The organism is Sphingobacterium spiritivorum ATCC 33861 (genome assembly GCF_000143765.1).
Lineage (GTDB): Bacteria > Bacteroidota > Bacteroidia > Sphingobacteriales > Sphingobacteriaceae > Sphingobacterium > Sphingobacterium spiritivorum.
Genome location: NZ_GL379772.1, coordinates 91,627 through 105,827 on the forward strand (window position 1 = coordinate 91,627; position 14,201 = coordinate 105,827).

General features: G+C 40.4%; 13 protein-coding genes. 8 read left to right on the forward strand and 5 right to left on the reverse strand.

Annotation, left to right across the window (positions count from 1 at the left end):
* Positions 1-441: 441 nt before the first annotated feature.
* On the reverse strand, positions 442-1,011 hold the full coding sequence (xpt, locus tag HMPREF0766_RS14870; protein WP_002998839.1) for a xanthine phosphoribosyltransferase: 570 nt from the start codon (positions 1,009-1,011) through the stop codon (positions 442-444).
* A 256-nt stretch (positions 1,012-1,267) separates the two neighbouring features.
* Here xpt and HMPREF0766_RS14875 point away from each other — a divergent pair, with 256 nt between their 5' ends.
* The 5 genes from HMPREF0766_RS14875 (at position 1,268) to HMPREF0766_RS14895 (ending at position 4,678) form a co-directional block, all read left to right on the forward strand.
* Positions 1,268-2,299 (forward strand): L,D-transpeptidase, encoded by a 1,032-nt coding sequence (locus HMPREF0766_RS14875; protein ID WP_002998843.1) that lies wholly within the window; start codon positions 1,268-1,270, stop codon positions 2,297-2,299.
* A gap of 66 nt (positions 2,300-2,365) precedes the next feature.
* Positions 2,366-3,118, forward strand: a complete 753-nt coding sequence (locus HMPREF0766_RS14880) for a murein L,D-transpeptidase catalytic domain family protein (RefSeq protein WP_002998846.1) — start codon at positions 2,366-2,368, stop codon at positions 3,116-3,118.
* A gap of 216 nt (positions 3,119-3,334) precedes the next feature.
* A complete protein-coding gene (locus tag HMPREF0766_RS14885; RefSeq protein WP_002998849.1) occupies positions 3,335-3,847 on the forward strand; it encodes a GNAT family N-acetyltransferase in 513 nt (170 codons plus the stop codon).
* A gap of 14 nt (positions 3,848-3,861) precedes the next feature.
* Complete coding sequence (locus HMPREF0766_RS14890; RefSeq protein WP_002998852.1) at positions 3,862-4,437, forward strand: pentapeptide repeat-containing protein; 576 nt, start codon at positions 3,862-3,864, stop codon at positions 4,435-4,437.
* Between the two features lie 22 nt (positions 4,438-4,459).
* The gene (locus HMPREF0766_RS14895; protein ID WP_002998855.1) at positions 4,460-4,678 is read left to right on the forward strand and encodes a DUF6965 family protein; all 219 of its coding nucleotides are present in this window, start codon (positions 4,460-4,462) and stop codon (positions 4,676-4,678) included.
* A gap of 100 nt (positions 4,679-4,778) precedes the next feature.
* Here HMPREF0766_RS14895 and HMPREF0766_RS14900 read toward each other — a convergent pair whose 3' ends face one another.
* Both HMPREF0766_RS14900 and HMPREF0766_RS14905 read right to left on the reverse strand, forming a co-directional pair.
* Entirely contained in the window at positions 4,779-7,970 is a 3,192-nt protein-coding gene (locus HMPREF0766_RS14900) for a TonB-dependent receptor (protein ID WP_236590443.1), read from the reverse strand.
* A gap of 95 nt (positions 7,971-8,065) precedes the next feature.
* Complete coding sequence (locus HMPREF0766_RS14905) at positions 8,066-8,701, reverse strand: helix-turn-helix transcriptional regulator (RefSeq protein ID WP_002998862.1); 636 nt, start codon at positions 8,699-8,701, stop codon at positions 8,066-8,068.
* 75 nt (positions 8,702-8,776) lie between these two features.
* Here HMPREF0766_RS14905 and HMPREF0766_RS14910 point away from each other — a divergent pair, with 75 nt between their 5' ends.
* From HMPREF0766_RS14910 to HMPREF0766_RS14920, 3 genes are read left to right on the forward strand one after another with little or no spacing between them, the layout of a single operon-like run.
* Complete coding sequence (locus HMPREF0766_RS14910) at positions 8,777-9,397, forward strand: superoxide dismutase (RefSeq protein WP_002998864.1); 621 nt, start codon at positions 8,777-8,779, stop codon at positions 9,395-9,397.
* Positions 9,394-9,891 (forward strand): DUF2480 family protein, encoded by a 498-nt coding sequence (locus tag HMPREF0766_RS14915; protein ID WP_002998867.1) that lies wholly within the window; start codon positions 9,394-9,396, stop codon positions 9,889-9,891. The genes HMPREF0766_RS14910 and HMPREF0766_RS14915 overlap by 4 nt, the downstream gene beginning before the upstream one ends.
* A gap of 8 nt (positions 9,892-9,899) precedes the next feature.
* Complete coding sequence (locus HMPREF0766_RS14920; protein ID WP_002998869.1) at positions 9,900-10,481, forward strand: NADPH-dependent FMN reductase; 582 nt, start codon at positions 9,900-9,902, stop codon at positions 10,479-10,481.
* Between the two features lie 350 nt (positions 10,482-10,831).
* Here HMPREF0766_RS14920 and HMPREF0766_RS14925 read toward each other — a convergent pair whose 3' ends face one another.
* Together HMPREF0766_RS14925 and HMPREF0766_RS14930 are read right to left on the reverse strand one after the other, a co-directional pair.
* Positions 10,832-12,133, reverse strand: coding sequence for a hypothetical protein (locus HMPREF0766_RS14925; protein WP_002998872.1), 1,302 nt, complete (start codon positions 12,131-12,133; stop codon positions 10,832-10,834).
* Positions 12,134-12,144: 11 nt separating this feature from the next.
* Positions 12,145-14,172: a hypothetical protein gene (locus HMPREF0766_RS14930; RefSeq protein WP_002998875.1), complete on the reverse strand. Its 2,028-nt coding sequence runs from the start codon at positions 14,170-14,172 to the stop codon at positions 12,145-12,147.
* Between the last annotated feature and the right edge of the window lie 29 nt (positions 14,173-14,201).

Below are 14,201 nucleotides of genomic sequence, written 5' to 3' on the forward strand. Positions count from 1 at the left end.
CGCCCACTGACAGTTACATTCGCATTTGTTTACGTTTGTGAAATCTATGTTACAAGAATATTTTCACATTTTAAGGCGTCTCTTTCAAACATAATAAATAAAATCAAAAAACGGGTCCTGCATACAACCTTAAAAGGCTTAATAAGAGCTAAAAAAACCAATATTAACAGCAATTTAACATGTGGCTAACAGAAAAAAATAAGCTATTCTTTTTATTCTTCTGAAAATCAATATCATGTTCAAAAAACTATGTTAAATTGTATTTAACGCATAATATTCAGAATAAACCTCCCGTTATATACCCAAAGATTTATTTGTCCGACCAAGTATAACAGGTACAAATAATATATCATAAACGGAAAGCCCGGACAGTATGCATACTGTCCGGGCTGTTTATTTTACCTTATACTTCTTTATATCAAAAAGTATACGCTTAATTTCCTATCCGAAAATGATGTGTCCGTCTCCCAGTTTTTTAATTTTTGCCAGTGACTCTACCTGTATATCCGGCATTGCACGTAACAATTCTCCGCCCATCTGAAAAGATTTTTCAATGATAAATCCCATCCCCAACAGTGTTGCTCCGGCTTCTTTTACCAGATCGCAAATCCCTAAAGCGGCATTACCGTTAGCCAGAAAATCGTCAATAAATACCACCCGGTCTGCAGGCCCCAAAAAGTCACGGCTTACACAGATATCATATGTCTTGTCTTTAGTAAAGGAATAAACTGAGGATACAAGCATATTTTGCATTGTTTTGGGCATTGCCTTTTTCACAAATACCACAGGAAGTTCCAGCAGATAACCCAGCATAATAGCCGGCGCGATCCCGCTTGCTTCAATGGTGATAATCTTGTTTACCGGAAGGTGACCAAAACGCCTTACAAATTCTACTGCGATCGATTTCATTAATACAGGATCCATCTGATGATTTATAAAACTATCTACCTTCAGAATACCTCCCGCAAAACTTTGCCCGTCTTTCAAAATCCGATCTTTCAATATATCCATATCGCCTATTCTCTTAATACTGCCTTTTATTATGTTCTCAGTAACTTCTTTTCTGAAAAATGATGCAAATATACGACAATCCGGACATCGTAAGGCTGATCAGGACACTTTAGCACACTTTTTGTATAACTGAGCTATTACAAATACATACCTGATGTACTACGATTATTTGATTTTGCTTTGATATAACAAAAGTGGCGGTATATTGATTAAAACACAGGCACATCAGGATGACTTAGCAACGGCTATCTAAATTATGAAACAAACAAAACAGGTTTACTTAACTTTTTACATTATCCTCTTATTATCTTCATGTACCTCTAAAAAGAGTCCTGAGCAAACACAGGAAAACAACAAAAAGGATTCGCTGGAGCAGGTTGCAAAAATGCAAAAGGAGGCTGAGCGGCAAAAGCCCGTCGAAGCTTCAGATATCAATCTGAAAAAAGATTTTCTTTATGACAAACATAGTCTGGAAGATACTTATCCTTATAAAGATACTACGCGCAATTTTCAATGGGATAAGATAAAAGAACGGCTGGCTTATGTCGTTAATTTTCAAAAGAAAACCGGACAATATGCTATCCTTCAGAACTATAAAAACAAAAACAGGGAAGCTCCTGTTGTCAAACACTTTGAGCGGAATGCTTATACCCGCGTATCCGATTCACTGGGTGTGGAACGTTATCAATCAGCCCCTTTATATGTTGTCGGAGAAACGGACAAACCGATCCGATACGGAAGAGACGGATCATTAGTCAGGTTACTGAGCAGTGACACACTGGATATGGTCAAAATAGAGGGTATTTCATTTGACGGCACCTGGGATGTTCCCAAAAGGTATGTCAAAGCTATAAGTGATTCCACGACTTTCAATCATGTGGTAGTAGTAGATGTGCGCAATCAGAATATATGTACATTAGAAGGTTCCGGCAAGGACTGGACTATACGGAGTATGAATCCTGCCACTTCCGGCAGGCACAAACCACCTCATGCACAGGAGACTCCGGTAGGCTTGTTTATGATACAGGAACACAAGTCCAAAATGTTTTATTACAAAGACGGAACAACTACCATTGACGGCTTTGCACCTTATGCAAGCCGCTTTACCAACGGAGCGTATATACATGGAATACCAGTCAACAAACCGGCTACAGCTATTATTGAGTACAGCTCTTCGCTGGGAACTGTTCCCCGGTCGCATATGTGTGTCCGTAATGCTTCTTCACATGCAAAATTCATCTATAACTGGGCTAAACCCATGAATGCACTGGTAATTGTAATAGATTAACGTTATTTAACATTTTGAAAATCATATTATTACTACCTTTGTAGTGGAAAATTGTGATTTTGTGTTATGATTAGATTTTTGTATATTTTCTCATTAGTATTGTTTACCTCGTCATCAGCATCTGTTTATACAGGTAAGCATATTGAAAAAAAAACCGTTGTAAAACCAATTAAAAAAGTATCTCCTGTTCAACAACTGTACGCCAGCATGCATCTGGAGCCTATTCTCAAATTAGAGGCTTTTGAGCAAGCTATGCGCGGGCGCAGCATATTGTCAACGGACAACAGGGACACCATGACGATTATTGATTTTACACTTCCTTCAACGGAAAAAAGGCTGTACGTACTCGACCTGAAAAACAGAAAAGTACTTTACCACAGTCTGGTGTCGCACGGCCGCAACAGCGGCGAAAAATTTGCGACTTCTTTCTCTAACCGCAACAATTCGTACCAGAGTTCCCTGGGTTTTTATGTTACAGAAAAGACCTATCAGGGTGGTAACGGCTATTCGCTGGTATTGAATGGTCTGGAAGAAGGAATAAATGACCATGCAAAGGAAAGAGCTGTAGTGATGCACGGAGCGGATTATTGTAGCGAAGCGGTCATTGCCTCTACCGGACGTCTGGGTCGTAGCTATGGATGTCCTGCACTTCCGCGTGAACTCAATGCAGAGATTATCAATACGATTAAAGAGGGAACTCTTCTTTACATCTATGCCGATAATCAGAATTATGCGAATAAAAGCAATATTCTTAACAGTGAATCTTCACTGCTTGCACAAAGGGATGTTGAAAATAATGATAAACAGCATTTAAATTAATAGAGCTTCTAAAGCAGCATGCTTGAAGATGTTAAAATCAATCTGATAACGGGTAGACATTACCTGATTTTGGGTTTATTTTAGCATCTTCTTTTTTGATGTAATCTTCAAAATACGTCAAACTTCTCCACGGAACTATTTTCTTCACTGAAAAACTTACAGCTTGTTGGGCTGCTGTAAAAGGATTTGTATCTTTAGCACTTAATACTAAAGCAAATGATCCGGCTGGTTCCTTTCCAACAATCTAACTTTGAGCAATTGATCCGAATGGTGCCAGATGAAGAATTACTGGTACAATTTGCCGGCTTTATTTTTTCATTTCCACTTACCTGTCAACAATTAGATTTCTATTTAAGTGATCCTGACAGACTTGCTTTTGCTGTCTTTACACTGTCTGAAAACCGATATATTGGTCATGCAGAATTGTATAAGAGCGAACATAATCATTACAAAATCTGCAGGGTATTAATAGGAACTCCAGGGGACAGAGGAAAAGGCTTTGGGTCCGCATTGATTCAGGCCTTGTGCAGGTATGCATTTCACGATCTGCAGGCCGAAGAAGTGGAACTCAATGTATTTGACTGGAATGATGCTGCTATACACTGCTATCAAAAGAACGGTTTTTCATTCCGCCCTGAAAACAATAAAATTATAGAATCCTCTAATGGGCAAATGCTGAATTCGCTGAATATGATATTGAAAAAAGAACTATTTAACAAATCAAGCTAATACAAATCTATCTCATGAGTGAACAGTATACACAGGATGAAACTTTTGAAAGAATGGACTATACTTCTCTTGCTCTGGCAAAGGGAGAATATGATAATTGTACATTTATCAACTGCAATTTTGCAGAACAGGATCTTTCGGGATTCAAGTTTATAGACTGTAGTTTTAAGCATTGTAATCTGAGCCTGGTTCGTCTGGAAAAAACTGCATTGCGCGATATCATCTTTGAAGACAGCAAAATGATTGGCATACGCTATGAAAATTGTCTGGATTTCGGACTTGCTTTTTCATTCACTCGCTGTCAGCTGCATCATTCCTCTTTCTATGGGCTCTCTCTAAAGAAAATAGTTTTTAAGGAATGTTCTCTTCAGGAAATAGATTTTTCGGAGAGTGATCTTTCTCAGGCAGTTTTTGAGAATTGTGATCTTCTCAGAGCCAATTTTTACCACACTAATCTGGAAAAGGCAGATTTCCGGTCGGCCTGTAATTATTCGATCGACCCTGAAAATAATAAACTTAAAAAGGCGAGGTTTTCAGTTTCGGGAATAGCCGGATTACTGGATAAATATAATCTGCAGATTGAACATTAATTGACGCATATCTATTGGTTATTTGGCTATATTTGCGGCTATGGATGCAGCTGAATTAAAACAGTATTTTTCAAGCCGGGAACTGCCTACCGAAATCCGAATAGCACCACACATGGTGGTGACAAACGTTCCTGAATTTTTAAGAATTAGCTTTATATGCGTAGATATGTGGGAAAAAGATGTAGAAAAATGTCCCTCATGGGTACGTCTGCAATTGCTTAAAGATGCAATAGAGCAATAAGCAACGTATATCTTTTATCTACTTATCTGTTTCGGGTATAGCTGTAAAACAAAAAAGCACGTCTTACGGACGTGCTTTTTTAATAAGATATCATTAAGGATTAGAATCCGTAGCGTAGACCTAACTGGAACTGGTATGGATTTCCTGAAGGATTGACAATTCCGGAGTTGTTGACCCGATAATTGAACTGCTGTTTTGTCACATCAAATTGAGGTACAGCAGCTGTACCGGTTTCTTTATTCTCCGGTATACCCAATGCATAGAGTGCCTGTGAACCCAATGATTCGTTGACACCCCAGTCTTTCTTAAAGAGGTTACCCAGATTGAAGACATCAGCAGATACTTCCAGTGATTGTGTGCGGCCAAACTTGAATTTCTTAGCTACACGCAGATCTACTATTCCGTAGAAGCCGTTTACTCCGCCGTTACGTTCTGCTATTTTACCTGAATATTTCAGGATATAATCTTTGAGGCTCTGACTCGCATTCGGATTATTCAGAAGATCATTTAAACCGGCTGCAACATTGGCTGCTGTATTCGGACTATTCGGATCAAATATATAAGCCAGATCATTGGTATTAGATACAAAATCACCATTGATATTACCACCTGCAAGTAAGCTGTATCGCGTACCGCCGATTCCGGAGTAACGGACTCCGACACTCACCCCGTAGAATGTAGGCAGGGTACCATAGAAAACTACCTTATGTCTGAACTGACCGTTTGAATAGCTCATCTTACTCAGATCACGGGGATCATCTTTCACAGGAAGAGAAAGAGTCGCTGTATTTGCGACGTTACCGTTGTAGGAAGTATTATCTTTTGTGTCATTCCAGGTATAACTCAGGGATACCGAACCGTCCTGAAAGTACTGATATGATCCATCTACTACTACTGCGAACTGATTAATCTTACCTTCGCTGTTCAATTCCAACACACGGCCAAATTTGTTACTGATACGCCCTTGTTTCCAGTCAGCAGCACCATTTACAATTGCAGTAGCAGGCACATATACGCCACGATTGTCTTCGTTAGCTAATCTGAAAAACGGATCTGCTACCATATTGCGGTCTACATACATGTAGTTATTACGTCCTAATGTCGCAAAACCTGTCACACCTACCTTGATACGATCATTGATGAATCGGGTATAGGAAAGGTTGGCTTTGTATACAACCGGAATCTTTGCATTGTCCGAATAGGTATTGATGGTAGGAACCTGAAAAGCTGCCAATGTGGGAATACTTGCCGGGTTCTGACGATAAGCATTAAAATCCGGCCTTGGCACATCCGCACCGCGTACGTCTACTGTCGCGAAATGCTTGCCATCAAAAGTAAGGTTATTGATGGTCATATAGTTGTTGATGTCTGACGCAAAGATACCTGCTCCGAAGCGGAGGAAGTCAGTTTTGTTTTCATTGACATCCCATGTAAACTGTACACGGGGCTGTACTACGAATGATTTCAGCTTGTTATCTGTACGAACTCCTACTTCAGAAAGCAACAGTTCATTGAGTGGCGAAGTCGGATAGCGGCCGTAATCCAGACGAATACCTGCTGTCATATCCAGTCCTCTTGCAAGTTTGGTCTGCATCTGCCCGTAGATACCGGCATTAAAAATATTACCGGTTACGGTAGGGTCAGCCATTAAAGGAACCTCACGATAGAATGCATATGGAGTCAGGTTATCAAAATTCTGTAATGCTGTAAACTGATCACTTGGTCTGAACTGAAAACGTCCGTTCACCTCGCTGCCATACAGAGACTTTGCATGTGTATACATCAGGTCTATACCAAACGTATAGTTTATTTTGTCTGTACTCAAATACACGTTGTCCACCAGTTGGATCACATTATTAGTAAATCCTTCCTGAGCAAAACGATGTCCTCCCAGCTGCACATTAGTAGCCAGAGACTTTCCGTCTACAGGTGAAGCGATATTTTCAACAATAGCTCTTGGAATATTCGCCTCCGGAAGCTGATCGCCCGGACTGCTTTTCTGATACGTGTACAGGTGTTGCACTTTTAATTCATTGGTCAGCCGCGGAGATAAGGATGTACGCAAAGTTGCCAGCAAACTGTTATCTATGTTTTTATCATTTCCATACGATTCAAACATATTAATGGCTGTATTATCTTCCAGGCCTAATTTGTTTCTGTCGTTCGTATAATTGTCGCGGATAGTCAATAAATTTTTCTCGTTGATCTGCCAGTCTATACGTGCAAATACAGCATCCGAACCACGGGTCTTGTCAAATGAGCCATACTGAGATCCATCTCCCAGGCCATACTTATTACGGCCGATACTGACAAACTGATCTAACGTAGCACGTGTTATATTAAAGCGGCTTTCGTCTGTGGCAGATTGTACATCTGCAATAATCAGAGGGCGTGCATCTCTCTGATGATCCCAGGCTACGAAATAATGCAATTTATCTTTGATAATAGGACCTCCTAAAGTAAAACCATACTGATACGTAGAAAACTTGTTGTTACGTTTGTTACCACGAATATCATACGGACTGGATAACCAGTCTGCACGTGCATAGGTCCATGCACTCCCGCTCAGAGTATTGGTACCGGCCTTGGTCACAGCACTCACTGTACCTCCGCCACTTCGGCCGTATGTCACATCATACTGATTAGTAACCACTTTGAATTCACGTACAGCTTCGATTGAAATAGAATACGGCGCTCCGCTACGACTGGTTGTAGAACCCGCTGAAGTCGGATTTTTTGCAGTCATACCGTCAATGGTGAAATTAGTTGAAGAGCCCAATTGTCCTGAAAGATTATCCCCTCTGCTTAACGGTGAAAGATCCATAAGAGAAGTAAAATTACGTCCGTTTACCGGAAGCTTTGCGATGTCTTTTGCGGATACCGCTGTGGCTGCTCCAAGATTCTCGATCTTATTTTTCATAGCATTAGCAGTCACATCTACGATATCCAGTGTATTACTGGATTCTTCCATTGGAATGACAACGCGAACGATGTCTCCCTGATTAAGCATAAATCCGTTACGAACCTGCTCGCTATATCCTACATAAGTAGCCCGTACTATATAGGGACCTCCCAGCGGAAGTTCTTTGAATGTAAAATCCCCATTAGCTGTAGTAGATGTTTTGGTATTGAATCCTGTAGATTCGTTTCTGATCTGTACTGTCGCTCCTGCTACTGCGTGTCCCGCCCCATCTGTAATTTTTCCGGAAATACTGGCTTGCGTCGTTTGTGCCATGACGTCATAATGACCCCACAACAATAAGCATAAAATAGTAAGTAGATAACCTTTCATATACATTGTTGATTGATGGGTGCTAAAATAGTCGTAGCGTATTAACTTATGACCACCAATAGATTAACAAATGATTTAGAAAGTGTAAAGAAATCTTACTCTTTTTGTTTAATGACATAGGCACAGCGACGTGCGCCCGCCACGATATGACTGATCCGATCTACCGTTGCCTGCGTACCTAATACTGTCCGGAAGGTGGTCAGCTCATTATCGCAGAATCCCTGACACTGTGTGGCAGCCGCACAGATAGGACAATGATTTTCAATAAACAGATATTCACCATCCGCTTCGCGTCTGTATTCGGCCATATATCCTTCCCGCTGACGAATATCGACAAGAGCTTCTATACGCGGTTCGAGATCCCGTATTCCTGAAAGATGTTGTGTATAACGATCCAGAATTTCTTCTCCGTTAGCTTTAATGATCTGCTGTAATGCTTTTTCACCTAACGTCTCCCGTATAGTACGAATAAGATTAACAGTTAGATCAGCATGTGTATCCGGAAAACGGGATTGTCCTTTGGGGGTCAGTTCCCAGATCTGTTGCGGACGCCCCCTTCCTTTTGATTCAGTGGTCGACGCTACAAGACCTTCATTTGCCAGTTTTAACAAATGGAAACGTGCGCCTTCAGTGGTCACTCCCATCTCTTTAGCCAAAGCAGTCAACGGAAGTGCCCCTTTGGTTTTGAGTATCCAAAGTGATTTTTCATTATCCGGCAAATTATTATTCATAATAAACAAAGTAATTATTTGGTTTAATAAACAAAGTTAATACCTTTGCTATACAAAAACAAAATTACAAAAATTATGGCTTATCAATTACCGGCTCTGCCCTATTCATACGATGCATTAGAACCTTTCATCGACAAGGCAACCATGGAAATCCACCACGACATACATCATCAGGCATATGTAGATAACCTGAATAAGGCTCTGGACGGTCTGTCTGCACCCGAATCTTTAACAGCTTTACTGGAAAACATCAGTAACTATTCTCCTGCAGTACGCAATAATGCCGGAGGACACTTCAATCATGAATTATTCTGGAATATTCTTTCCCCAACTGCGCGGACGCAACCGCAGGGAGCACTTGCAGATGCTATCCTGGCCAACTGGGGTTCATTAGACAATTTCAAGGAGCAGTTTGGCCAGCTTACAATGACACGTTTTGGCTCTGGCTGGGCCTGGTTGTATGTCAAATATAATGGCAGTATTGCGATATGCTCGACTCCTAATCAGGACAATCCGCTCATGGATATCAATATCACAGACAGGGGATTTCCGATAATGGGATTAGATGTCTGGGAACATGCCTACTACCTGAAATATCAAAACAAAAGGGCTGATTATCTGGCTGCTTTCTGGAGTATACTAGACTGGGGAGCTGTATCCCGCAACTATGATGCTATACGTAACAGACAATCATGACAGCACCATTAGTGAACAAAGTACAACAGTCAGGTATCATTGGTCTTGATCTCATGGATTATGCACCACAGGTATCTTTTGTGCAACTGGACATCAAAGATATGCTGTATATGGGCATGATGCTCAGGGAGAAGGAATTCAGGGAAAAACTGCAGCATCTCGATTTTTCCTTATTCGCAGGCAAGGCTGTCACTATTATGTGTTCCTCCGATGCCATTGTTCCTCAGTGGGCATACATGCTGCTGACAACTTTACTTCGTCCCTATGCATTCAGCCTATCCTTTGGAGAACAGGATCATCATTATCAATCACTTTGGATCAACGCGATTACAGCAGCTGACTTTACAAAGCTCAAAGGAAGAAAAGTAGCTGTCCGCAATGACATCAGGGTGCCTGAGGGAATCTATATGGCTGTTACTTCAAGGTTATTACCGCTGGTATCCGGACTTATGTACGGAGAGGTGGGAATGCCAAAAGTTATTTACAAGAAATAATACAGGTTATGAACATACTAATATTTAACGGAGCTCTAGAAAGAAGACCATCTTCTACCTCACATAGTATCATTCAATTTTTACAACAAACACTGGAAGAAAATGGGATCCATTCTACCGTATTCAATCTGGCAGGATCTGCCATACCTTTATTTGATTTTACTCTTTCTAAGACCCCTGTCGCTGTAGAGATCATGACGCAGCAATTCAGAGAAGCTGATGCACATATCTGGCTTACACCTCTCTATCATGGCAGTATGACGGGAGTGATGAAGAACTGTCTGGACTGGTTGGAAATATCGGCAAAGGAGCCGCGGCCTTACCTGACAGACAAAATGATCGGTCTTATTTCATGGGCTGATGGCGGACAGGCACTGCAAGGCATTAATGCTATGGATGCTATCGCCAAATCTCTGCGTGCCTGGCCGGTACCCTTCAGTGTACCTATCGTAAAACCCCTACTTTTTGATGAAGGAAACCCGGGACAGATTACGAAAGCCTATCAGCAAAAATTGCAACTGCTGATCCGCATTCTCATCAGCAAGCAGATATCAGCAAGATCACTGCAGGAGAATAATGTAATACTTTAACATCTCTTAACATTTCGACACACACTATAGTGATTCTGACAGCGTTATAGTAGTGTAAAAAATGACTTTTCATAATTTAGGTTAATAATTGATAAGATCCTCATTCATCACCCCGGTGTTTGAGGATTTTTCATTTCCCCCTTTTGCATTTTGCATTTGATACTATCTTCACAGGCAAGATTTCAACAGTTGGTGGGGACACCAACTGACGCTTGAAAAAGAGCACTTATCTCACAGACAAATAACTGCTCAGTAAATCAAGCTCTAAACACAGATATTAAAATAAAAAAAGAGTCTGAACATAGTTCAGACTCTTTTGCCTCATAACTCATATTTTGAGTAGAATATACTTAAAACAGCTGATATAAAGCATGTATATCAGATTGTTTAAGCTTAATCTCCCCTTTCAATACCGACCAATCGGCTGTTGTTCTTGTTGCACTTAAAGTGATATTATCGATATGATTCCAGGCTGATCCGGAATCTTTCTTTACAAACATTCTGTTCCAGCTATCTGCACGCAAATGCAGATAGAAGTAATTCGGGACATTATTCCTGGTATTTGTAAAATCTGAAGGAGTTCCGGTATTCAAAGCAATAAGATCTCCTTTCACCTGTTTTTTGAATTTATAGAACATCTTCTCAGGCAGATAAGCCGCCAGATGCGGAGATGACCGGATGACAAACTGCAGGTCCGGCACCTCTGCTTCACGTACTTCTTTCTTTTCAGACATTTCAAAATTGTCATCCAGATCATAAGTGACAATAGTATCGATCTGTTTGACAGGATCTCTTCTCCATTGCAGATCTACATATCCGCCAAGGTATTTGGAAAGCGTATCCACCGGAATCTTATGCTTTTCCAGACTGTCCTTATATTGATTTAAAACTGGTCTGAAATCCACATTCAACCAGCCATACGCTACACTTGATGTATCCAGCTGACGCGCAGTTGCCTGCTCAGGGGCATGCCATAATGCAGAATAGACAGTACCTTCCACTTTGATATTCCCATTATAAAAATTTGTCCTGATAACCGATTTATCCAGTAAATCTGTATACAGCAGATCGGCTTCCAAAGTATCTAATTGCATGGATTTTACGGTAGCCAGATTCTTCGTATCTTCTAACAAGCTACGCATTACAGTGAGTCGCTCTGCCGCTTCCATTCCGAACGCAAATACCATTCTGTCCTGATTGAATAAAATTGCTGACCGTTGATTTTCCGCCTTGACAAAGTATAACTGCGTTCCTTCAAGTAAGGCTGGTTCCAGCGCAAAATTAACTTTCAAAAATTTAGCAAAAGATTCCTTATCCTTCAGTGACTGAATAGTATAGTAAGTATGGGGATCATTACGCATTGAAAACAGATAGACATTGGCGGGGATATCCCATCCGGATTCCCAGATCTTAATCCGCTCCAGGCTATCCTTTTTTGGTTCTTTTTTACCACCAAAGTAAGTACCCGGATGAATCAATGCATTTTTTGCAAGGGAGGTAAGCATCCGATCGACAGAGATACGGACCACAGCCCGACACTGTACGTGTATCTGTGCATCTCCCGATGCCGATTGCCGCGCAGTCAGATACCCCCACACACCCAGCACCACTACAATAATTACAACTAAAATCCATAGGAATACCTTTTTCATGCGCTTCTACCTTATTTTGCTGTTTTAAGAAAAGAATCTACTGTGCCCATGATAAATGAAAGTGCATTCTTTCCTTTTGCAGGAAATTCTACCGACATCTCTCCGCTGATCTTATTTCCTTTAATGCCTGGAGAAGCAATATATACCGGACCATATTGTTCCAGTTCATTAACTGTTTCCTGCATTTCAGATATAACAGGAACATTCAGATCTCTCAATATCTGAGGAATACGGGAGGTATTCATAAAAGCAAGGAAGCTGTTTTTCTTCAATAACCTGGTATACGTTGATCCTGCTTTTTTATGAACTTTATTATCCTTTATATCTTTTAATTCCTGACGATCATTCCCTACGAATACAATTCCGTTATTGATAAGTACAAATGCATTAATATCCTGACCTCTCTTTCGTACAAACTCGTATACACCATCATTGTACAGTACAGCCTTTTCTTTTATTCCTAATTTCAGTAATTGCTCAAAAACTCTCGGATCCGGAGAGGAGAACATCCACAGGAACTTAGGAAGTTCTTCCATTTTGGTACGTTCTACCGGAATTGAATTATAATCTTCGTCATACTCGTAGTCTGTATACTTCACTTCTTCTTTCACAACACCATTTAATACGAACAGATTATCACCAGGAAGCACCTTCGCTATTGCTTTTTCATCCAGCAGGATATCAAACAGTGTGGTTCCCAGTGTCAGTGCTTCTCTGTAGTTAGGTATAAGGGACCCATAATAGTCTTCTATATACTTTGGCATAAACTTCAGGTAAGCTTCTGTATTGATATTTGCAGAAACCAGACCAAGTGCATTTTGATCAACGTATTGATAAAACTTAGGGTTTGGTTTTTTCTTATAAATATTTTTATAGTAAGGAACCAGACTTTTATCCACTTCCATATCTGCGACCAGTTGCAGTTTATTACCTTCAACAACAAGATTAGCGGTCAACTCTCCTAATCCAAACTTGAATTTGGAATCATACAGCGGATCAAATCCTGTCGTCAGATACAAGAAATATTTTGGAAAATAGTCATTATACAATCCTTGCACACTCTTCACCCAGATATTAGCAATCGCATTCGGATTCAGACGTTTTGCAAATCCGGTATTGGAAAAGTTATTACCACCCTGAGAACTGATTATTGTGGACAATCTTTGATTCATCGCCTGAGTTACAATGGCACTTTTGATGGAATCATTCTGTACAACCATTTTATAATAATCCGTTTGATCCTCATCATCCTCTTCACTGTCATCATAAGGTACATCCATTACGATTTCGGGAACACCGGTTGGTGGTGTTTCTATCTCCGGAACAGCGATGACTTCAGGAGCTTTAGGCGGAGATACAGGAACAGCCAGCACCTTTTCTTCCGTGAGCTCTATAGCTTCTACTTCCGGCATCTCTTCTGCCATTACAGTATCCACGTCCATATCATCATACATATCAGCATAAGTAGTATCTGCCATTGCAGAATCTACCTCCACATCATCATACAGATGACTCAGTCCCCTGCTTTGTAAACCATAGCGTTCTGCAATGCTATCTTGCTGAAAGTACTCATCTGTAATGATTCCTGTCAGCATATACAACGTATTGTTGTCCCAGCTTACACGTGTCTCGCGATCTTTAGAATAGAATGTCTGCATTCCATCTACCATCTCGATCTTTTTATGCGCAGGGATCATAGCACTGAATTTTTTAGCATCCGCCAATGGAATCAATGCACCTATATAGTTGATACTATCGTTCTTAAGGTTATAAATATAAGCCTGAGAAGAAAGATTGATCCCAAGATCTTCGATGTTTTTTACATTTCTAAAATTGCTTTCATCCATCTTTCTGAAAAATCCTGCTTTTCGCAGTGTTTCATTAAAGTCCTGAGGATTGGCCAAAGAAAAGAATTTCTTTGTATCGAGAGTGACAACCAGATTGGCATCAGCAGGTATTTTACGAACCAGATCCTGTGCATAAGCGCTTACAGAGACAGCAGCAGTCATCAATACTGTAAGCAAAAATTTCATATTCATATATTAATATTGGGTTTTTACTAAAAATA